Source organism: Chryseobacterium sp. MIQD13 (assembly GCF_050496705.1).
GTDB lineage: Bacteria > Bacteroidota > Bacteroidia > Flavobacteriales > Weeksellaceae > Chryseobacterium.
This window is the reverse complement of record NZ_JBNWAF010000002.1, coordinates 502,343-523,122: the sequence shown is the minus strand read 5'-3', so window position 1 is coordinate 523,122 and position 20,780 is coordinate 502,343. Positions and strand designations below refer to the sequence as shown.

Sequence of the window (20,780 nt, the reverse complement as noted above, 5' to 3'; positions counted from 1 at the left end):
AGCAGCCTATTTTTGATATTGATAATGTCCTGTAATGGTATATTTAAAGAGACAGTCTTCCAAAACCTGTCCGCCTCCTATATTATGCACAACCATAAATCTTTTTCCGTCCTCAGATTTTTTATTGACTACAATCCCAATATGAGTAAGGTTTCCGGGTAGAATCCAGGTAACAATATCTCCCGGAAGATATAACTCGGGATTGGTTTCAGTAGATTTTGTTTTTCCAAATTTAGAAAAAAATACGGCAAGATTGGGAACCCTTCTATGGTCAATATTGCTGTCGGGCTTTTTCAGTCCCCAGGTTTTCGGGTATTTTGAAAAATTTTTCGACATATCTTCATGTACCTCTTTCTGCAGGTCAATGCCTAATTTTCTGTAAGCTCTGATAATAACATCCGTACAGACTCCTTTGTCAGCCGGAACATCTCCGTTAGGATATTTAAGTACAAAATAGGTAGGATCATACTTAATTGTATTATCTATCAGGCTTAATGCAGAATCAGAAAGTCTTAACGCAAATTGACTTTGGGCTAAAAATAAAGTAGTACAAAATATGAATACAAAGGCAAATGTTTTTTTTATCATTTAAAAATTAAAAAGCATTTATATTTTTTAATAAGTATAACTTCATCAGTTAACGATAAGAGTTACTATTAGTGATAACATGGATAATATTAATCCTGCTATTAAAACCGCAGAAATTGAGCTGTTTCTTTTTTTGTTGTCGGATTTAATCTTTATCCATATTAAAAAACTGATAAGACCTAAAGGATATGCAAAAATGAGTGCAAAAAAATAAGCCCATGCCATACCGTAAATCAAAAATAAAACAGCTAAAATGAAAGAAATGTAGAATAAAACTGCATTTTTATCATTGCTCATGTTTTTTAAATTTTACAATTGATTTTTAATTTCCGCCATTAATTCTTTTCCGCCATTTTCAAGAACTATTTTTGCAAATTTCTCACCGAAATTTTCGTTTTCGTTGTATTCGAAGTTCTCGTCGGTCGCAATACAGTTTTTACCATCTAATGAACAAAGTGCAGCCTTGAAACGGATCTGGTTTTCTATGATCTCTGCAAAAGCTCCGATTGGGGCAGTACATCCGCCTTCCAGAGTGCTCAGGAAATTTCTTTCAATCTCTACACAGATCTGGGTTTTCTTATGATTGATCTGGCCCAGAATTTCATTAATCTCCGGTTTATCAGAATGTCCGGCAACGGCAATTACTCCCTGGGAAGCTGCCGGGATCATCAATGGAAGCATCTCATAATCAATGTCCATTTTCATTCTCTTGATTCCTGCAAGAGACAGGATAGTAGCATCAAAATCCCCTTCTTCAAGTTTCTGAAGACGCGTCTGGATATTTCCGCGTATATCCGAAAATTGGGCATTAGGGTAATTCTTCAGCCAGAATGCCCTTCTTCTTAAACTGCTTGTTGCCAGTTTAAGTTCGTGAAATTCTTTATTTTGTGCAGATTCCTTTCTTATGAGTACATCCTGAGGGAAATCTCTTTCCAGGTAAGCCACAATTTCGATATTTTGAGGAAGCTGTGTAGGGACATCTTTTAAAGAGTGTACCGCAATATCAATCTCATCATTCAGCAGGGCTACATCAAGGTCTCTTGTAAAAACCCCGGTGATTCCTAAAGAATAAAGCGGTTGATTTAAGTTCTTATCGCCGGAAGAGACGATAGGAACAATGTCCGTTAAATAATTACGGTTTTGAAGGTGCCTCGCAACCTCTCTTGCCTGCCAAAGTGCCAATGCGGAATTTCTTGTTCCGATTCTAATGCTTTTCATTGAATTCGTTGTTTGGTTGTTCAACTAATATTTCGTGCATTAATTTACTAATTTCTTCGGCTTTTAAAGGATTATCGATGATAAATTTTGCAAAACGGTTGGTAATTTTCTGGATCATTTTGTCAGAAAGCTCCATATCCGTGATGTTTATGTATTTATTTTTCTTGTAAAAATTATGCATTTCATTGCGTTCCATATTCTTCAGGACTGCTTTGAAATGGTGAATATTGGGTGCAAGCTTTCTCTTTTTTTCCCATTCCAGGAAGTCTTTCATCAGTTCTTTGATGATTTTTTCAGCCTTCGGAATTTCTTTTTCTCTTTGCTGAATAGTTTCCTGGATCTGTTTTGAAAGCTCATCTACATCAATCAATGTTACATTTTCATTATCCGTAACGTCCTTTTCAACGTTATGCGGAATAGAAAGATCTATAACAAGGGTTTCTTTTCCGTTCGGGAAATGAGATTTATTGATGATAGGATGCTTGGCTCCCGTTGCTACAATCAGAATATCAGTGTTTTTTAATTCCTGGTCAACGTCAGAATAATCAACATGGGGAATATTATACTTCTGGGAAATCTTTTCAGCTTTCTCCTGAGTTCTGTTGGCTATTTTAATTTTTGGCTGATAAACATGTTTTACCAAATTTTCAACCGTATTTTGCCCGATTTCACCAACTCCTAAAAGAAGAATGTTTTTTTCGGTAATTTTCTTCTGGCTGTTTAAAATATAATGAACCGCGGCATAAGATACGGAAGCAGCTCCGTTGGAAATGCCGGTTTCATTCTTAATTCTTTTCGAAATCTGGATAGCGGCATTAATTGCTCTTTCAAGGTACGGGTTGGAATTCTGTCTTTCCTTTTTAAAGCGGCTGTAAGCTTTTTTGATCTGTCCGATGATCTCAAAATCCCCAATAATCTGGCTTTCAAGCCCTGCTGCCACTCTGAACAGATGGATAAGTGCTTCTTCCTTCGTAAGGATATTGGCAAACTGAAGAAAATCTGTAAGCTGTACCCCGATTGTTTTACAGTATTCCTCTGCTACCAGAAGATAATTGGGTGAAGTGGTATAGATTTCGGTTCTGTTACAAGTGGAAACCACAAATGCATCCCCTAAATCCACACTGTGAATCCTGGTGACGAAGTTTTTGATATTCTCATCAAAGAATGCAAATTTCCCTCTCGTTTCTACATCGGCCTTTTCGTAGCTGATGGAAAGCACAGCAAAATTCGACGTTTGATGAATGTTGGAATATTGTAACATAAGCAGTCGCAAATTTACGGATTTTTTAATTAATTGACCTCTGATAATGTATATGATAATTATCGTGAAAAACTATTGTCGTAAAGAAGGGAAACTTAAGTAGGGAAAGGGACTGAGGGCGATTTTATGAGGTGAAAAATGTTTTATAATCAATATTTTATCTGTTTTTAATGAAATCTTTTTGCTGTTTTTAATGAAAAGATTTGCTTTTTACATCTTCTTTCTCTTATCCACTTAATTTTAGTTTAAATCAGGCTCCGTAAATGGCTAAATCAAAAGTTAATAAACAATTGTGAATTTTAATAAAATTTTAACCAAATTATGTGCATGTTAAATTTCTTTAGTAGTGTTAAATTTATATCTTTGTAAACTTAAAATCAGAAGAAAAATATGAGTTTATTTGACATGTTTACGCAAGAAATTGCGATAGACCTTGGTACTGCCAATACCCTTATTATCCATAATAACAAAATTGTTATTGATCAGCCGTCAATTGTTGCAATTGAACGTTCTACGGGTAGACCGATCGCCGTCGGTGAGCAGGCTAAGCATATGCAGGGTAAAACTCACGAAGATATCAAGACCATCCGACCGCTGAAAGATGGAGTAATTGCGGATTTCCATGCTTCCGAGCACATGATCAAGGAATTTATCAAAAAAATTCCGGGCATTAAAGGCAGATTTATTCAGCCGGCGCTAAGAATCGTTATCTGTATCCCTTCAGGTATTACTGAAGTTGAAAAAAGAGCGGTAAGAGATTCTGCCCAGAAAGTAAATGCAAAAGAAGTAAGACTGATTTATGAACCAATGGCAGCTGCAATAGGAGTTGGAATTGATGTTCAGAAACCAGAAGGAAATATGATCATCGACATAGGTGGTGGTACTACGGAAATTGCTGTTGTGGCTTTAGGAGGTATCGTATGCGACAAATCTGTAAAAATTGCAGGTGACGTATTCACAAACGATATTGCTTATTACCTGAGAACTCATCATAACCTTTACATCGGAGAAAGAACCGCTGAAAGAATCAAAATTGAAGTAGGTTCTGCAGTAGAAGATCTTGATGTTGATATTGAGGATATTCCGGTACAGGGTAGAGACCTTATCACAGGAAAGCCGAAAGAAATCATGGTGGGATACAAAGAAATTGCACGCGCATTAGACAAATCTATCATCAGAATTGAAGATGCCGTAATGGAAACACTTTCTCTTACTCCGCCGGAATTGGCTGCTGACATTTATAAGACAGGTATCTATCTTGCGGGAGGAGGCGCTTTGTTGAGAGGTCTTGCGGACAGACTGCATAAGAAAACAGGTCTTCCTGTATTCGTTGCAGAGGATCCGTTAAGAGCTGTAGTTCGCGGAACAGGTATTGCGCTTAAGAATATGGATAAATTCAATTTCTTAATTAAATAATTTTAACCTTTTACGACTATATATCTGAATGGGATTTTTGCTGAGATTATTTTCGAAGAATGCTCTTTTTGTCTTCTTTATATTCCTGCAGATTGTTGCTCTGGTTCTGATATTCTCTAAAAACGCCATGCAGAAATCATGGATAGCGGGTCAGTCGGCTGCGCTGAATTCCTGGGTTTCAGGTTATATTGATGAAGGAGTTTCCTATCTGAAGCTGAAACAGATCAATGAAGATCTTGTAGCTCAGAATAAAGCCCTGATGACACAGCTGTATGGTAAAGAAGGAGCAAAGAACCCCGTATTCAGAAAAGTTCATGATACATTGGGCGGTGGCCAGATCTATACTTTTGTAGATGGGGAAATCGTATTCAACAGTATCAACAGACGAAATAATTACTTTACAATCAACCGTGGCCGCAGAGACGGTGTTTTTCCCCAGATGGGGGTAATGGCGCCAAAAGGAATTGCCGGGATTGTAATCAACTCTACAGACAGCTACGCTTTGGTTCAGTCTGTTCTGAGTGTTAATAAAATCAGAATCAACGCATCATTGAAAAATTCCGGATATTTCGGAACTTTAACATGGAATGGCGACAATTCCAGAGTGATGCATCTTGCAGATATCCCTAAATATGTTGCCCTGAAAGTAGGTGACACTGTCGTTACAGACGGTAAGTCAGCTATTTTCCCTAAAGGAGTAATGATCGGTACCATCGCAGGATATTCTGTAGACAATAAAACAGGCTTCTGGGATATTTCGGTTGAATTAAGCGAAAAAATGGGTGCTTTAAGCAAAGTATTCGTTGTGAAAAATCTTAAAAAAGCCGAAGTACAGAGAATTCAGGATACATTGCAGACCGTAATAAAAAAAGAAAATGATTAGCAGGACTCTATTTACCGATATATTGATCATGATCTTCCTGGTTGCATTACAGATTTTTGTACTCAACAGGATCACTATTTTCGGAAAATACACGCCGGTTCTTTATCCGGTGTTTGTCATGTTTTATCCTTTCTTCAGAAATAAATTTCAGTTTTTAGCTTTAAGCTTTTTAATAGGACTTTCTGTAGACGCATTCCTTTACTCATGGGGGATCAATGCTTTTGCGACAACACTGATCGCTTATTTCAGAACGTTGATTTTCAGAACCTCCACGGATACTTCCACAGATTTTTTCTCTTTTCAGTCCCTCCAGTGGGCGCAGTTTTTGCTGTTTCTGTTTTCAAGTATCTTCCTGCACCAGCTTTTAGTGCAGTACATAGAATTTTTTAAATTTAGCCGTTTTTTTGAAATATTACTTAATGTAGTGATCACAAGTATAATTTCCTTTATATTTATAGTGATTTACGCATTAATATTTAAAATCAAACAAAAAGTTTGAACACACGTTATTTAAAAATCTTTTCTGTTCTCGCAGCTATCGCCGTTATTTTTGTGGCGAGGCTTGCCTATTTACAGCTGTTTACAGACCGTTATGCCTTAAATGCGGCAAATACATCTATTAAAATCGAATACGTTATTCCGCAGAGAGGTGTCGTTTTCGACAGAAACGGAAAAATACTTGTAGGAAACCAGCCGGCTTACGAAATATCCTTTACGCAGGCCTTGATGAAGCCGGATTTTGATACCATCGGATTCTGTAACCTGATGCAGATCAGTAAGACTGATTTTATCAAAAGGATAGACCTTATTAAAAAAGAAAAATACTATTCAAAGCTGACTCCCATGACTTTCCTGAAGGATCTCAGCAGGGAAGATATTGCCAGAGTTCAGGAAATTATTTTCAAATATCCGGCATTCAGTATTGTTTCAAGACCTCAGCGTCAGTATGAAGTGGGAACTTCCGGGAACCTTTTGGGATACACCAGTGAAGTTAATGAAAGAGAGATTAAAAAAGATTCCACATATTACCTTCCGGGAGACTTTATCGGGAAAACGGGTGTTGAAAAATCTTACGAAAAAGATCTTCGCGGGATAAAAGGAATGAAGTATATTCAGAAAGATATTAAACTTCGAAATATTGGTTCCTATAAAAACGGTTCATTAGACAAAGATGTGGTTACAGGTAAAGATATTACCTTAACGATCGACTATGACCTGCAAAGAATTGCTGAAGAAATGCTTGTTGATAAACATGGAGCGATCGTAGCGATAGATCCGAATAATGGTGAAATTCTAACCATGGCAACAGGTCCGGATATTGATCCGAATTTGTTTACAGGACCGCATAAATCTAAAAATCTTTACGCATTATCAAAAGATACCTTATACGAAAACAAGCCTACGTTTGACAGGTCCGTTCAGGCTGCATACCCGCCAGGTTCTACTTTTAAGTTACTGACCGCTCTTGCTGGAATGCAGATGGGAGTAATGGATGAGAACACTGTTTTCCCTTGTGGAGGAGGTTTTTACTATAAGGGCTTAAGGATTAAAGGCCACGGTGGAGCAGATCCTCTTATTCCTGCCATTCAGGTATCAAGTAACTGCTATTTTTCGCATGCTTTTATTGCCATCATGAACAAATATCCAGGTGATCCCTCCAGAGGAGTTGATGAATGGAAAAAAATCATGAGCAGCTTCGGCGTAGGAGAATATCTGAATAATGATATTGCTGTTGGTTCGCCGGGAAGAATTCCTACAGGGAAATTCTACGAAAAAAGAAGCGGGAAGAAAAACTGGAGTGCAGATTATACTATGAACGGTTCCATTTTTAATGGGATGGGGCAGGGTGATGTTTTGGTGACGCCTCTTCAGCTGGCAAACTATGTTGCGGCTATTGCAAATAAAGGATGGTTTTATACTCCGCATATTGTTAAATCCATTGATGGAAAACCTAATCCTGATCCAAGATTTAGAACAAAACATAAAACGCTTGTAGATCCTAAACATTTCGAGCCTGTACTGAAAGGTATGGAAGCCGTAGTATTAAGAGGAACTGCAAGAAGCTTAAAATCCAACGACTTTACCCAGCTTGCCAAAACAGGTACAGCACAGGTTCCTCAAGGGAAAGATAACTCTATCTTCGTATTGATTGCTCCTGCTGACAAACCGAGGATTGTAGTGGCAGCCGTAATGGAACATGCCGGATTTGGTGCAACATGGGCCGGTCCTGCCTGTACCGTGATTGCTGAAAAATATATAACCGGAGACCTTAAGAGAGAAAATCTGTATAAGAAAATGACCGGCGCAAGCTTTATGCCGGAATACAAAAGACAGTGGATTGCAGATTTGAAACGTAAAGGACTGTACAAAGACCCTAAAGCTGATTCTGCTAAGCTGAAAAGACAGCAGGACAGTCTGAACTTTATCAAAGAACAGAAAGCAAAGCTGCAGAAAAAAATAGAAGAAGAAACAAAGAACAACCCTAAAAAAGTAAAGCCATGAAGTGGGCAGAAGGAATAGATAAACTAGGTCTCGGGCTGTATTTCCTGCTTTGCATTTTTGCTATTGCAAATATTTACAGTGTTGATCAGAAACTAGGGGAAAAACAGTTGATTTTCTTCTGCATATCATTATTTGTGGGACTTGTTATATTCGTGGGAAGAAGTAAATTCTTCGAGAATATGTCAGGTATTATTTATATCGGGGGTGTTTTGCTTTTGATTGGGCTTTTCCCTTTTGGAAAGGAGATTCTGGGACAGAAAAACTGGTATAAGTTTGGAAGTTTTACCATGCAGCCTGTGGAATTTGCAAAAATAGGAACAGCTCTTATGCTTGCAAACTTTGTTTCAGGCCCTGATTTCAACCTTAAGGTTAAAAAATCGCTCTGGACGGCTTTAGCTATCATAGGTATTCCGGCAGTAGTTGTTCTGGCTATTCCCGATGTAGGATCCATGCTTGTATTTATAGCATTCTTTATTGCTTTATACAGAGAAGGGCTGAGTGGCCTTTTGTTTGGTGTGGGGTTTATTTTTGCCGCTGTTTTTCTGGTATCTCTGGCGGTGCCACCATTGTATGTAGCGTTGACGGTTGTTGTAATTGCCGGGGTCTTGATTGCCATGAATTATCACAGAATGTCCTGGGACGTTATTTCTATTTCAGGGATTGCAGGATCAATCCTTCTGCTTTGCGGACTGGCATTTGGTTCACCTTATGTTTTAGAAAAACTTCCAAAGCACCAGAGAGAAAGAATTGAAGTTCTTTATAAAGGAGAGAAGGCATTCAGGGATACTTCAGGATATAACTTACTATATTCAAAAACAGCAATAGGATCCGGTGGGCTTTTAGGAAAAGGTTACCGTGAAGGATCAGTGACGCAGGGGAAATTTGTTCCTGAGCAGGAAACCGATTACATATTCTGTACAGTGGGCGAGGAATGGGGGTTTGTTGGAAGTGCCATTCTGATACTTTGCTATATGATATTTATCGGACGGATCTACTACCTTGCAGAACAGCAGAAATCCACTTTTAACCGGGTATTCGGGTATTGCTTTGCTTCCATCCTGATGATGCACTTTGCGATCAATTTAGGAATGGTTATGGGGCTTTTTCCGACAGTAGGTATTCCGCTTCCTTATTTCAGTTATGGGGGAAGTTCGCTTCTTGCCTTTTCCATGATGACTTTTATTTTCTTTAAGCTGAATTATTCAGATAAGAACAGCTTGGTTTAATAAAGATTAAGTATCTCATTTTTAGCTGAAGAAAAGTTCCGTTTAAATCATAAAACAATATGAAAGAAGCATATATCCTGGATAAAACTTTTGAAAATATAAGCTTCTCTGAACTTTCCAGGGGAGAATACGAAAACTGTATCTTCAGAAACTGCAGTTTTGAATATGCAGACCTCTCGGGTTTCAGCTTTACGGTCTGTGAATTTCTGGGATGTAATCTGAGCATGGTAAAACTGGTTAAAACAGCTTTTCGCAATGTCATTTTTAAGGAGTGTAAAATGCTCGGTCTGCAGTTCAGTGAATGTAATCCGTTCGGACTTTCCTTTGTTTTTAATGAATGTCTGCTGAATAATTCAGTATTTTATAAAACCTCAGCTAAGAAAAGTGTATTTAAAAATTCTAAATTAATTGAAACAGATTTTTCTGAAGCCGATTTATCCGGTTCTGTATTTTCAGGCTGTGATTTTTCCGGAGCTATTTTCGACCAGACAAACTTCGAAAAAGCAGATTTCAGGACTTCTTTCAATTATTCCATAGATCCTTCTGTAAATCGCCTTAAAAAGGCTAAATTCTCACTCTCTGAAGTACATGGGCTTCTTTATAAACTGGATATTGAAATTGATAGAGGATAGAGCAGAAGAATAGAATTATAAAACTGTAATTAATAATTATCGCCCTCCATCATTCCCCTTCTCTGAAGGGGTGGATTTTTGCAGAGCAAAAAGACGGGGTAGTTAAATATAACGTATTGGTTTCGGAAGCATCAGCCAACAGGTCGGTTAAGTGCAATACTAAAACAAATAAAAAAACCATCAGGTTTCTGATGGTTTCATTATTTAAATCAATTATTTAAAATTAAAAATTTGTCGCTGCGGATGGAGTAGAAGCTGCTAAATTGTTATAAGCGTCTCCGTTCTCGTTGATCACTCTTTTGGCAAACCTGAATTTCGGTCCCCAATAAGAATCATTCAGCGATGAGATCATTACCCCTTTAGAAGTGGCTGCGTGGATGAATTTGATTTCACCGTCTTCAGTAACACTTTCTACGATACCTACGTGAGAAATTCTTCTTCCGTGTGAAAAGAAGATCAAATCTCCTTTCTGAAGCTCACTTTTATCAATACTTTCACCCTCCTGAGCCTGAGAAGCTGCTACTCTTGGTAAGCTAAGCCCTGCTGCTGCCCCGAATACGGAAAGAACGAAAGCTGAACAATCAATACCTCTTCTTGTCATTCCTCCGTATCTGTATGGAGTTCCAAGGTATGTTTCAGCTTCTGTTAGGATATTGTCGATCGTTTTATTGTATTTGACTGCTTTTGCAATCTCAGAATTCTTAATAGCTTTTTTCGCGTTTGCGATAGATGCTGCCTTTTCCGCCAGGAAAGAGTCGATAAGTCTTTGCTTATCCTGCTCCATTTTCTTGTTATCAATAGAAGCTAGTTTGGCATCTGTTTTGTATTCTTTAGCGTAAGTTGCCGGTTGTGAAACTACATAATTTGTAGCGCATGATTGAACTGAAACTGTAGACACTAAAGCAACTAAATAAAACAAAACTCTTTTCTTCATATATATTTGATTATCCGTGTTAAAAGGAATATTTATTTTTCAAAAGCATTACAAAAGTAGAGATTCCGACCAAAAGACCCCAGATATGATTATTGTCAGGTTCTTTATTTAACACATTTTAACATATTATTTAAGTATGTTAAAGAAAAACAAACCGCAACCGCCTATTTTTGGTGAGCCTGCGGTTTTTTTTATTAAGATTCTTTAACATAATAAATGACTTTTCCTTTATTGATCGGATTTTGTGATTTAAAACTCCACTTTTCATGGTTGTTAATAAAACAAAAAAACTCCCCGGAAAACCGGAGAGTTTAACTAATATGGAACTTTACAGATGTTATTTTGTAAATAACATTTCTCTATATTTAGTCATCGGCCAAAGTTCATCATCAACCATCATTTCAAGATCATCAGATGCTTCTCTGATTCCCTCAAATAAAGGAATTACTTTGGTGCAGTAGGCTTCTGCCTGCTTTTGACTATCTGATACAGCTTTTGCTGCTTCTCTTGCTTTAATAAGATCCTCAACGCCAAGTTTAATCTTAGAAACATTTTCAGAGATATTAGTGATCAGGCTCATTTGCTCTTTCGCTAATGCTTTGAATTCTTTATCCCCGAATATTTCTTTAAGACCTTTTACGTTCTCGATCAGTCTGTTCTGATAATTTAAAGCAGAAGGAATGATATGATTTCTTGCGATATCACTTAAAACTCTTGCTTCGATATCAATAACAGTAGAGTATTTCTCTAATTTGATTTCGTTTCTTGCCTCAACTTCTCTGTGAGTGAATACTCCTATTTCCTCATAAAGATCAAGGAATTTCTTATCCATTTCCTGCTTAAGGGCTTCCGGAGTAGTTTTTAGGTTGTTTAGGCCTCTCTTTTTAGCTTCTTTTGCCCAGTCATCAGAATATCCGTCACCTTCGAACATAATGTTCTTACACTGCTTGATGTATTCTCTTAATACATTGAAGATGGCTTCGTCTTTTTTCAGTCCTTTTTCAATAAGAACGTCAACTTCTTTTTTGAAATCATTCAGCTGTTTTGCAGCAATGGTATTCATTACGGTCATAGACTCTGCACAGTTGGCAGAAGATCCTACTGCTCTGATCTCAAATTTATTTCCGGTAAATGCAAATGGAGAAGTTCTGTTTCTGTCAGTATTATCTAAAAGAATTTCAGGGATCTTTCCAACAACATTTAGTTTAAGATCTGTTTTCTCGTCCGGAGAAAGTTTTCCTTCCGTTACTTTTTCAAGCTCTTCCAATACTTTGAATAGCTGGCTTCCGATGAATACGGAAATGATTGCCGGTGGAGCTTCATTGGCACCTAATCTGTGGTCATTGCTTGCAGAAGCAATACTTGCTCTTAAAAGGTCAGCATATTCATATACAGCTTTAATGGTATTCACGAAGAATGTTAAGAACTGTAGGTTTTTCTTAGGATTTTTTCCCGGACTCAATAGGTTTTCCCCAGTATCTGTTGCTAAAGACCAGTTGTTGTGCTTTCCGCTTCCGTTTACTCCTGCAAAAGGTTTTTCGTGGAATAAAATATGGAAATGGTGTTTGTGAGCAATTCTTGCCATGATGTCCATCAACAAAGAGTTATGGTCTACAGCAACGTTTACTTCTTCAAACATCGGAGCAAGTTCAAACTGGTTTGGAGCAACCTCGTTATGTCTTGTTGTTACAGGAATTCCCAGTTTCATACATTCAATTTCCAGCTCCTTCATGAAGTTCATTACCCTTGTAGGAATAGAACCGAAATAGTGGTCATCCAATTGTTGTCCTTTGGCAGGAGAATGTCCTAATAAAGTCTTTCCGGTAAGAACAAGGTCCGGACGGGATTGGTATAGTGCTGAGTCAACTAAGAAATATTCCTGCTCCCAACCTAAGGTAGGAGTTACTTTCGTTACATTTTTGTCAAAATACTGCATTACATTCGTTGCAGCTTCATCTACAGCATTCAAAGCTCTTAAAAGAGGTGCCTTATAATCTAAAGTTTCTCCAGTATAGGAAATAAAGATAGAAGGAATACATAAAGTAGTTCCCATGATGAATGCCGGGGAAGTAGGATCCCATGCTGTATAACCTCTTGCCTCGAAAGTGTTTCGGATTCCTCCGTTCGGGAAAGAAGAAGCATCAGGTTCCTGCTGGATCAATAAGTTTCCGCTGAATCTTTCAATTGCTCTTCCTCCTTCAATTGGAGTAAAGAAAGAGTCGTGCTTTTCTGCAGTAGTTCCTGTCAAAGGCTGAAACCAGTGCGTATAGTGTGTTACACCTTTGCTCATTGCCCAGTCTTTCATAGCTACAGCTACCTGATCTGCAATGTGCCTCTGGATCTTTGTTCCTTTTCTTACAGCATCCATAATAGACTGGAATGCTTCTTTGGTCAAATATTCTCTCATAGTCTCTTCTGAGAAAACATTCTGGCAGAATAATTCTGACAATTTTCCAGGTACCTCAACAGAATTATCTCTTCTGAAGTCCTTAAATGGTAAAGTTTCTAACGCTTTGAATCTTAAAGTTGACATAATAAGGTTGATTTTTACAGGGCAAATTTACAAAAAAAATGAATTGAAAATAAAATACCCCTGATTTTTTTAGGGGTGAATGAAATATTTTCTAAAATCAAACAAAAGTTTAACTTTTTGGATGGAAATTACAGATCCGGCATTTAGCCTGTTAATAGGATTATGATATATTTTAAATTATACATTTTAAAGATACAAATTTAAACAGCTTGTTAAAAGATACTTAAAGTAAGTTGAGTGAAGATTTTGTATATTTGTGTGAAATTTATTTTATGACAAATTCTAGAGCTAGAGAAACAACGGAAGCAATTGAAAGATTGTATATTTCTATGAGACACCTCTTTTACAGAGGTTTTTTTAAACCTGCCGGTGTTTCTGGAGAAAGTATCAGAAGTTTGTTAAAGACTATCAATCCAGAGATTTATGGTACCATGAATATTCCTAATAAAATGGAATTAGATGGTTTGATGTACGTTTTAGACAGACTTCCGGAAGGAATCGAAGAATGTGCTTTTATTCATCTTACATCAGATGAGGGTTTTGATAAAGGAAGTTTCGAACCAATTGTACCTAAGAAAAGAAGAAGGAACTGTTACAGGATAGATGAACATCAGATGAATATCGAAGTTCTTTTGGGGCGTTCAGAAATCTATGACATTCTTACCCACCTTACATTCCTATTTATAGAGGCAGACAAAGTGAGAAATCTGGCTTTCATTCAGGATGAAAACTGGAAACCTACACGTGCTTTCAAAATTATTGAAGAAGTAGTAAAAGGCGAAAAGAAATTCAGCAGAAAAGAAAAAGAGGTTGCTCTTATCCATTTATCCTCATTAATAGGAAGAACTTTCGAAGAAACATTGAATGCCTATAATTCTTTCGGGGATGATAATAACCCTGACCGTTTATTTAAAATCATCTACAACTTAGGGAAAGTAAGTCTGGAAGATGCCAAACAGACCAGAGAAAGGGAAATTCATTTCAGTGCTATTTTAAAAGAAAGAGTAGGTCACCACTATTTTGGTGAAAAATGGGCCAACAAAGTAAAAGACGTTTTATTTGAGAACGATCTTCATATGCGTCCGCTGCACATCATTTCTGCCAACATGCATTCTGTGAAAAATATGCTGTATGGAAATGATGCCCTGAAGAAAAAAGACAACAAAACAGTAGATTATAAACTTTACGGAGACATTTCCGACAAAAAAGAACTTCGTGACAAAGTTTCAAAATATGCTTTGGAAGAAGGAATGATCTATATTAATGATAAGAGCGGAAGTAATATTGATGTTCAGATCATTGATTTAAGCAAAACAGACCTTAAAAATACTCCGTTCAGCGGTATAAAATACAGCGGCGATGATGTGATTATGGTTTTTGACTATGCTTTCGGAGAACAGGCTTATGAAGTAATGGATGAGCTTCTTAGACCTTACGAACATAAGGGGGAAGTTTACATGATGAAGGTGAAATCTGTTTCTATCATGGGTAAAGCAGGAATTCTTGCCGGAGGAAAAGGAGATATTATGATTCCTACCTCCCATATCTTTGAAGGGACAGCAGATAACTATCCTTTTGAAAATGCCTTAAAACTTGATGATTTTAAAGATGATGAGCTTAAAGCATTTGAAGGCCCGATGATTACCGTATTAGGAACCTCGCTTCAGAACAGGGATATCTTATCCTATTTCATGAATACTTCATGGAAAGCGATCGGTCTTGAAATGGAAGGAGCCCATTACCAGAAAGCAATTCAGGTAGCTTCCAAGATCAGACACCACATTTCACCGGATCTGTTTGTTTGTTATGCGTATTATGCTTCGGATAATCCTCTGGAAACAGGAAGTACACTTTCTTCGGGAGGTTTAGGTCTTACAGGGGTGAAGCCTACATATTTCATTACTTTACGTATCCTTGAAAAGATCTTACAAAGCGGAAAAAAAGAAATTCCTGCTAAAAAATAATTTGATTTTAAAATCATATTGAAGCCTCAGATGTTTTTACATGTGAGGCTTTTTGTTTTAATACAAATCATTTTCACGAAGGACACCAATAATATCTGTACTTAGAATTGTACATTCATTAGTGTCATCAGTGATTTTAAAGATCTGTGCAATCTGCCAAATCAGCGAGAGAAAAAATAATTATCTTTAAGAAAATTAAAAACAATGAGTTCGCCTTCACAATTAGCCAAAAGATTCAGAGAAGTAATACTGGATGGTTTATGGATTGCCAATACGAATTTTAAAGACCAGCTTTCCAGTGTAACCTGGGAACAGGCAACGATGAAGGTCGGTTCCTTGAATACCATTGCCATGCTTACTTTTCATATCGATTACTACATTGCAGGATTGGTAAATGTTTTTGAAGGCGGTGATCTGGAAATCAGGGATCAATTCAGCTTTGATCTTCCGGCTATTGAATCTGCGGAACAATGGGAAAAATTGTTAAATAAACTTTGGAACGATTCAGAAAAGTTTGCAGAACTATTGGAAAAAATGCCGGATTCCAAAATGAATGAGGTTTTTGTAGATGAAAAATACGGAACCTATCTCAGGAATATTGATGGAATGATTGAGCATAGCTATTATCATTTAGGACAGATTACTTTGATTAAAAAACTATTGGCAGATCAATAATATAAGGCAATGAAAAACTATTTCCTTATCATATTGCTGTCTCCTTTTTTCTGTTTCTCTCAGTTCAAAATTCCGGAGGGTTTCTCAGAGTTTACGGAAAGTCCGTCTAATGGCAAGGAAATGAAAAGAATTGTTGTGGATTTTGATAAAGATAAAAAGGACGATGTTTTAACTGTAATTTACCAATCAGAATATGAACTGCACTCGGCTAAAAAGTATTTGATCATTTATCTCTCTTCAAAAAAGAAAAGCTTCTATATTGATTTTGATGTATTCAATGGTGTATTTGTTATCCCGTTAAAATATAAAAATGATGTTCTTGAATTTCTTGTTTACCAGGAAGGAACCGGAGTTTACGGGCACGGTTTAAAACTGAGATTCAATCAGAAAGTAAAAAACGTTCAGCTGATTGGATATGACTATAGCTACAGAACTCCAAGTGGTCATTGCAATAAGACCTATAATTTATTAACAGGATATTATATCGTAACAAATGATTTTTACAGTATGAAAACTGGTAAAACAGAAGTTGAAAGCTTCAAAGGAAATAAAAAACGGTCAAAAAATATTTTCATTAAAAATTTTTCCAATAAATTATTTGAAAACCTAAGCTCAGTTGGGAAAGAATTTGAAAGAGAATAAAAGCCTGAGCTATCTGCAAAATCTGCGAGCAAAAAACCTTTTTAACAATAAGAGTTAAAACCCATCTAAATTTATAATCCGCTATAAAATCCTTCGAATAACTCCACATTTGAAGGTTTTATATAAATTACCTACCTTTAAAAAAAATAAATTTTAAATGAGAAAATCGGCTGCAATCCTTTTTGCGTTTATCATTTCACAATTTCAGGCTCAGCAGGGAGCTTATTATCAGCAGGCTGCGAAATACAAGATGGATATTGATGTTAATGCTGAAAAATTTACTTATCAGGGAAACCAGACTTTAGAATACACCAACAACTCACCCGATGAGTTGAATGTAGTATATTTTCACCTGTACTGGAATGCTTTCAAGCCTAATTCAATGATGGATCAGAGAGTTGCAGGGCAGGGGAAAAACGGAGATTCCAGACTGCAGAAAGACGGGGTGTCAAGACTTGCATCTATTCCGAAAGACCAGGAAGGGGCACAAAATATCCATTGGATCAAACAGAATGGAAAAGACCTGAAGTTTGAAATCCAGGAGACCATTATGAAGGTTTATTTAGCAGAACCTATCCGTCCTAATTCCACCACAACTTTTACAATGGATTGGGATGCCGTAATACCCCAGCAGATCAGAAGAAGCGGAAGAAATAATAGAGAAGGAGTCGATATGACCATGACGCAATGGTATCCGAAAATTGCAGAATATGACTACGACGGCTGGGCAACTTTTGATTATATCGGAAGAGAATTTCATGCACCGTTCTCAGACTTTGACGTTACGATCAAGATCAATAAGGATTATGTAGTGGGTGCCGGTGGTATCCTTGAAAACCCAACAGAAGTAAAAGGCTACGATACAAATGCCAAGATTATAGCGGACAAAAGTAAAAAAGCTGTCTGGAAATGGAAAGCCAATAATATCCTAGACTTTGCCTGGAGTGCAGACAGGGATTATGTTATAAAAAGCTTTGACGTTCCTGAGGGACCGAAAGTATTTTTGGTATACCAGCAGAATGACAAAACAAAAGTTTGGGAAGAAGCCCAACCTTATGTCACTAAATATTTCCAGTTGATGAACAGTCATTTCGGGAAATACGTATATCCTACATATGCTTTTATCCAGGGCGGTGACGGAGGTATGGAGTATGGTATGTGTACCATGATCCTGGGAGAAGCCAAGGATATTAAAGGGTTGATGGGCTTAATGGCTCATGAAGGAGCACACTCATGGTATCAGCAGATGCTGGCAACCAATGAATCGGTACGCCCATGGATGGATGAAGGATTTACAAGCTACGCAGAAGGATATGTAATGTATCAGCTGTTTCCGGAAGAGCTTCCGAACCCTTTTGCCAATACGGTAAATGCTTACAGAAGTTTTGTGAAAAAAGGAATTGAAGAACCTGCTGTTTGGCTGGGCGATCATCACGATAACGGAACTTCTTATACCTATGCTTCTTACGTAAAAGGAGAATTATACCTTGTACAGCTGGGCTACATCATGGGTGAGCAGAATCTTGCTGAAACCCTAAAGCAATATTATGACCAATGGCATATGAAACATCCGTCTGACAGGGATTTCCTGCATATTGCACAGAAAGTTTCAGGAATGGATCTGAAATGGTTCCATAACTACTGGATCAATACAACCAAAACCATTGACTACGGAATTAAAGATGTAAAATACGATGCAAAATCTACAACCATCACATTGGTAAACAACGGTCAGCTACCAATGCCGGTTGATTTCAATGTAATGACTGCAGATAAAAAGATTGTTACCTATCAGATTCCTTTAAATATGACCCATACATGGAAGGAGAAGGATGTTTATGGTGATTTTAAAACTATGCCTTACTGGCCTTGGACCCAGAAAGAATATACACTGACAATTCCTTATACGAAAGCTCAGCTATCTGTTCTGGGAATAGATTTCAGTCAGAGAATTGCTGATGTGAATATGGACAATAATATTGTAGAAGTAAAGCAATAAATGATATCAAAATAAAAATCCCACAGAAAGTTCTGTGGGATTTTTATTTATGTGTAAGATTGGAATATTTACAATTTATTTTATCCCAAACTGTTGTACCATCCAGTGATTAGGATGATTTTTTACCAGATCATTTTTCAAAACCTCATCTTTTGTATTGAGGTAGCTGTATACTTTTAAAGGAACCGAATCGGGATATTCTTTTAATCCTTGGGCTACAGCTGCTTTAGCTTCTTCCTTCTTTCCGCTTCCGTCCAGAGCTTCATATTTATAGATATAAATAATGGCAGGTACTTTCCCGTAAATATCGCGGGTTTCATTCTCCAGTATTTTCATAGCCTCGATTTGAAATCCTGAATCAGGAGTTTTACCTGCTACAGAAGTGCGGCTGATATGCTGCTGGTACATCAGGAAAAGTAACAGAATATGAAGGTTTTTTGTATCGGGATTGGAGGCCAGTTTCTCAATTCTCTGAACAGTTTCCGGGGTTATTTCATCATTTTCCGCCTGAAGATTTTTATTATAGAACTCATCCAGAACATCATAAACAGCCCTGTCGCTCCGGTCAATTTTTGATTCCTGTTTTATTTTCAGAAATAGGTCCTGTACCTGATTTGCAGTTTGGGCAAAAATGTTCAGACCAATACAAAAGAATATGACTAAGATGAGTTTTTTCATGAAAGCAGGATAATATTTTCAGTTTTAAAGGTAAATAAATGTTTCCAATTTTCTAAATTTTAGGGTTGATTTTTCTGCTGCGGAAATGAAATAGTTTAATCATAGATCCTTATAATCATAGGCTTTAATATCTGTTATTTGAAAGTCAATCAATATAGCATCAGGAATTACTCAAAATAATGTAGATATTATTTATTTTTTGGTCATAAAGCCTTACTTTTACATCTGTTTTTTAACCCAGACTAGCTTAAAAAATAAATGAATTCAATCGTAATCAACGTAGGGAACAGTAATATCAGATTCGGACTTTTTAATGGTGATAACTGTGATATTTCATGGGTAATCAATACAAAACCGTACAGAACGGTAGATGAATTGTATGTGCAGATTCTTATGCTTTATCAAACTTACAAAGTAGAGCCGCAAGATATCAGTAAGGTTATTATAGGATCAGTGGTGCCGCAGCTTACCAAAGTTATCAGCTCGGCAATTAAAAAGATTCACGGGATCCAGCCTGTAATTGTTGACAGATCCACACCTTCAGGAGTTCAGGCGAAATCCAAGCAGATGGGAACTGATATTTATGCCAATCTTGTAGCTGCCCACAATCTCTATCCGAACAGGAAGAAGATCATTATTGATTTTGGAACGGCGCTTACAGCAAGTTGCGTGACTGAAACCGGAGAAACACTGGGAGTAATCATTGCTCCTGGAATTGTCACTTCTTTAAATTCATTGATCAGCCAGACTGCACAGCTTCCCGATATTGAGCTGAAGAAACCTAAGTCTGTCTTAGGGCTTGACACAGTTACATGTATGCAAAGCGGGATGGTTTACGGGTTTCTGGGAATGGTAGAAGGTTTTATAGACCGTATCAACGATGAGGTAAATGACGAATGTTTTGTAGTGGCAACAGGTGGAGTTTCCCATGTTTACAAGCCTTTGACAGAAAAAATCCATATGATGGACAGACTGCATACATTGAAAGGACTTTATTTCTTAGGAAAAGACTTGTAGAAATACAAACTGAAACTTTAGTATGAGAAAGCTTAATGACTTCCCCAAAATAGAAACAGAAAGATTGATTCTCTCTCAGTTAAAAGAGGGAGATATTCCTTTTGTGACCGGATATCTTCAGGATAAAGTTTTCTCAGATCTTACTTCCAATATTCCTTTTCCCTATACCAAAGAGCATGCAGAATTCTGGGTGAAAATGTCCCGGGAATCCTTTGAAAGTAATACAGGATATACTTTTGCAGTCCGAAACAGGGAAGAGCAGATTATAGGTGCTATAGGACTTCATGACAGGGATGATGACAAGGCTGAACTAGGCTATTGGATGGGAAAACCTTTCTGGAATAAAGGATATATCACTGAAGCTGCTGCGGCATTAATTGATTTTGGATTTAAGGAGCTGGAACTCAATAAAATTTATGCGACTTACTTTCTGCATAACCCGGCATCCGGAAGAATTATGGAAAAAATCGGGATGGAAAAAGAAGCCCTCCTGAAACAGCATCTCAAAAAAGGTAATGAATATTTTGACATCATGATGTATTCTGTTTTTAAAAATAAGGGATGATCTGACTTTTTGTGGAAGGAAATATCAAATTCTCAGTTTTGAAAAAT

General features: G+C 37.1%; 19 protein-coding genes. 12 read left to right on the top strand and 7 right to left on the bottom strand.

What is annotated here, in order from left to right:
- Positions 1-6: 6 nt before the first annotated feature.
- From ACQWU4_RS09390 to hemA, 4 genes are read right to left on the bottom strand one after another with little or no spacing between them, the layout of a single operon-like run.
- On the bottom strand, positions 7-585 hold the full coding sequence (locus tag ACQWU4_RS09390; RefSeq protein ID WP_429936042.1) for a DUF1287 domain-containing protein: 579 nt from the start codon (positions 583-585) through the stop codon (positions 7-9).
- A 48-nt stretch (positions 586-633) separates the two neighbouring features.
- Positions 634-885: a hypothetical protein gene (locus tag ACQWU4_RS09385; RefSeq protein WP_429935506.1), complete on the bottom strand. Its 252-nt coding sequence runs from the start codon at positions 883-885 to the stop codon at positions 634-636.
- A gap of 12 nt (positions 886-897) precedes the next feature.
- Positions 898-1,806, bottom strand: a complete 909-nt coding sequence (gene hemC / locus ACQWU4_RS09380; RefSeq protein ID WP_429935505.1) for a hydroxymethylbilane synthase — start codon at positions 1,804-1,806, stop codon at positions 898-900.
- Complete coding sequence (gene hemA / locus ACQWU4_RS09375) at positions 1,793-3,067, bottom strand: glutamyl-tRNA reductase (protein ID WP_429935504.1); 1,275 nt, start codon at positions 3,065-3,067, stop codon at positions 1,793-1,795. The genes hemC and hemA overlap by 14 nt, the downstream gene beginning before the upstream one ends.
- A 390-nt stretch (positions 3,068-3,457) precedes the next feature.
- On the opposite strand from hemA, the gene ACQWU4_RS09370 reads away from it, so the two are divergent.
- Genes ACQWU4_RS09370 through ACQWU4_RS09345 form a run of 6 tightly spaced genes read left to right on the top strand, consistent with a single transcriptional unit; the run spans position 3,458 to position 9,726 of the window.
- Positions 3,458-4,483: a rod shape-determining protein gene (locus ACQWU4_RS09370; RefSeq protein ID WP_034700899.1), complete on the top strand. Its 1,026-nt coding sequence runs from the start codon at positions 3,458-3,460 to the stop codon at positions 4,481-4,483.
- Positions 4,484-4,511: 28 nt separating this feature from the next.
- A complete protein-coding gene (gene mreC / locus ACQWU4_RS09365) occupies positions 4,512-5,366 on the top strand; it encodes a rod shape-determining protein MreC (protein WP_429935503.1) in 855 nt (284 codons plus the stop codon).
- On the top strand, positions 5,359-5,865 hold the full coding sequence (locus tag ACQWU4_RS09360) for a hypothetical protein (protein WP_040993300.1): 507 nt from the start codon (positions 5,359-5,361) through the stop codon (positions 5,863-5,865). Before mreC ends, ACQWU4_RS09360 begins: the two co-directional genes overlap by 8 nt.
- Positions 5,862-7,868, top strand: coding sequence for a penicillin-binding transpeptidase domain-containing protein (locus ACQWU4_RS09355; protein ID WP_429935502.1), 2,007 nt, complete (start codon positions 5,862-5,864; stop codon positions 7,866-7,868). Before ACQWU4_RS09360 ends, ACQWU4_RS09355 begins: the two co-directional genes overlap by 4 nt.
- Positions 7,865-9,094, top strand: coding sequence for a rod shape-determining protein RodA (gene rodA, locus ACQWU4_RS09350; protein ID WP_429935501.1), 1,230 nt, complete (start codon positions 7,865-7,867; stop codon positions 9,092-9,094). Before ACQWU4_RS09355 ends, rodA begins: the two co-directional genes overlap by 4 nt.
- Positions 9,095-9,153: 59 nt before the next feature.
- Positions 9,154-9,726: a pentapeptide repeat-containing protein gene (locus ACQWU4_RS09345; protein ID WP_429935500.1), complete on the top strand. Its 573-nt coding sequence runs from the start codon at positions 9,154-9,156 to the stop codon at positions 9,724-9,726.
- 223 nt (positions 9,727-9,949) lie between these two features.
- Here ACQWU4_RS09345 and ACQWU4_RS09340 read toward each other — a convergent pair whose 3' ends face one another.
- Positions 9,950-10,660, bottom strand: coding sequence for a C40 family peptidase (locus tag ACQWU4_RS09340; RefSeq protein ID WP_429935499.1), 711 nt, complete (start codon positions 10,658-10,660; stop codon positions 9,950-9,952).
- A 337-nt stretch (positions 10,661-10,997) separates the two neighbouring features.
- A complete protein-coding gene (locus ACQWU4_RS09335) occupies positions 10,998-13,193 on the bottom strand; it encodes a glutamine synthetase III (protein ID WP_429935498.1) in 2,196 nt (731 codons plus the stop codon).
- A gap of 272 nt (positions 13,194-13,465) precedes the next feature.
- Here ACQWU4_RS09335 and ACQWU4_RS09330 point away from each other — a divergent pair, with 272 nt between their 5' ends.
- The 4 genes from ACQWU4_RS09330 (at position 13,466) to ACQWU4_RS09315 (ending at position 18,473) form a co-directional block, all read left to right on the top strand.
- On the top strand, positions 13,466-15,157 hold the full coding sequence (locus ACQWU4_RS09330; protein ID WP_429935497.1) for a DUF6909 family protein: 1,692 nt from the start codon (positions 13,466-13,468) through the stop codon (positions 15,155-15,157).
- Positions 15,158-15,361: 204 nt separating this feature from the next.
- Positions 15,362-15,832, top strand: coding sequence for a DUF1572 domain-containing protein (locus tag ACQWU4_RS09325; protein ID WP_429935496.1), 471 nt, complete (start codon positions 15,362-15,364; stop codon positions 15,830-15,832).
- A 9-nt stretch (positions 15,833-15,841) separates the two neighbouring features.
- On the top strand, positions 15,842-16,474 hold the full coding sequence (locus ACQWU4_RS09320; RefSeq protein ID WP_429935495.1) for a hypothetical protein: 633 nt from the start codon (positions 15,842-15,844) through the stop codon (positions 16,472-16,474).
- A 157-nt stretch (positions 16,475-16,631) separates the two neighbouring features.
- Positions 16,632-18,473, top strand: a complete 1,842-nt coding sequence (locus tag ACQWU4_RS09315) for a M1 family metallopeptidase (RefSeq protein WP_429935494.1) — start codon at positions 16,632-16,634, stop codon at positions 18,471-18,473.
- A gap of 75 nt (positions 18,474-18,548) precedes the next feature.
- On the opposite strand, the gene ACQWU4_RS09310 is transcribed toward ACQWU4_RS09315, so the two are convergent.
- Positions 18,549-19,151 (bottom strand): hypothetical protein, encoded by a 603-nt coding sequence (locus ACQWU4_RS09310; RefSeq protein WP_429935493.1) that lies wholly within the window; start codon positions 19,149-19,151, stop codon positions 18,549-18,551.
- A gap of 258 nt (positions 19,152-19,409) precedes the next feature.
- Here ACQWU4_RS09310 and ACQWU4_RS09305 point away from each other — a divergent pair, with 258 nt between their 5' ends.
- Positions 19,410-20,168, top strand: a complete 759-nt coding sequence (locus ACQWU4_RS09305; protein ID WP_429935492.1) for a type III pantothenate kinase — start codon at positions 19,410-19,412, stop codon at positions 20,166-20,168.
- Between the two features lie 22 nt (positions 20,169-20,190).
- The gene (locus ACQWU4_RS09300; protein ID WP_429935491.1) at positions 20,191-20,733 is read left to right on the top strand and encodes a GNAT family N-acetyltransferase; all 543 of its coding nucleotides are present in this window, start codon (positions 20,191-20,193) and stop codon (positions 20,731-20,733) included.
- Positions 20,734-20,780 lie beyond the last annotated feature (47 nt).

Coding starts and splice junctions, on each gene's coding strand:
- ACQWU4_RS09385 (WP_429935506.1), bottom strand. CDS start 885: ATGAGCAATGATAAAAATGCAGTTTTATTCTACATTTCTTTCATTTTA.
- hemC (WP_429935505.1), bottom strand. CDS start 1,806: ATGAAAAGCATTAGAATCGGAACAAGAAATTCCGCATTGGCACTTTGG.
- hemA (WP_429935504.1), bottom strand. CDS start 3,067: ATGTTACAATATTCCAACATTCATCAAACGTCGAATTTTGCTGTGCTT.
- ACQWU4_RS09370 (WP_034700899.1), top strand. CDS start 3,458: ATGAGTTTATTTGACATGTTTACGCAAGAAATTGCGATAGACCTTGGT.
- mreC (WP_429935503.1), top strand. CDS start 4,512: ATGGGATTTTTGCTGAGATTATTTTCGAAGAATGCTCTTTTTGTCTTC.
- ACQWU4_RS09360 (WP_040993300.1), top strand. CDS start 5,359: ATGATTAGCAGGACTCTATTTACCGATATATTGATCATGATCTTCCTG.
- rodA (WP_429935501.1), top strand. CDS start 7,865: ATGAAGTGGGCAGAAGGAATAGATAAACTAGGTCTCGGGCTGTATTTC.
- ACQWU4_RS09345 (WP_429935500.1), top strand. CDS start 9,154: ATGAAAGAAGCATATATCCTGGATAAAACTTTTGAAAATATAAGCTTC.
- ACQWU4_RS09340 (WP_429935499.1), bottom strand. CDS start 10,660: ATGAAGAAAAGAGTTTTGTTTTATTTAGTTGCTTTAGTGTCTACAGTT.
- ACQWU4_RS09335 (WP_429935498.1), bottom strand. CDS start 13,193: ATGTCAACTTTAAGATTCAAAGCGTTAGAAACTTTACCATTTAAGGAC.
- ACQWU4_RS09330 (WP_429935497.1), top strand. CDS start 13,466: ATGACAAATTCTAGAGCTAGAGAAACAACGGAAGCAATTGAAAGATTG.
- ACQWU4_RS09325 (WP_429935496.1), top strand. CDS start 15,362: ATGAGTTCGCCTTCACAATTAGCCAAAAGATTCAGAGAAGTAATACTG.
- ACQWU4_RS09320 (WP_429935495.1), top strand. CDS start 15,842: ATGAAAAACTATTTCCTTATCATATTGCTGTCTCCTTTTTTCTGTTTC.
- ACQWU4_RS09315 (WP_429935494.1), top strand. CDS start 16,632: ATGAGAAAATCGGCTGCAATCCTTTTTGCGTTTATCATTTCACAATTT.
- ACQWU4_RS09310 (WP_429935493.1), bottom strand. CDS start 19,151: ATGAAAAAACTCATCTTAGTCATATTCTTTTGTATTGGTCTGAACATT.
- ACQWU4_RS09305 (WP_429935492.1), top strand. CDS start 19,410: ATGAATTCAATCGTAATCAACGTAGGGAACAGTAATATCAGATTCGGA.
- ACQWU4_RS09300 (WP_429935491.1), top strand. CDS start 20,191: ATGAGAAAGCTTAATGACTTCCCCAAAATAGAAACAGAAAGATTGATT.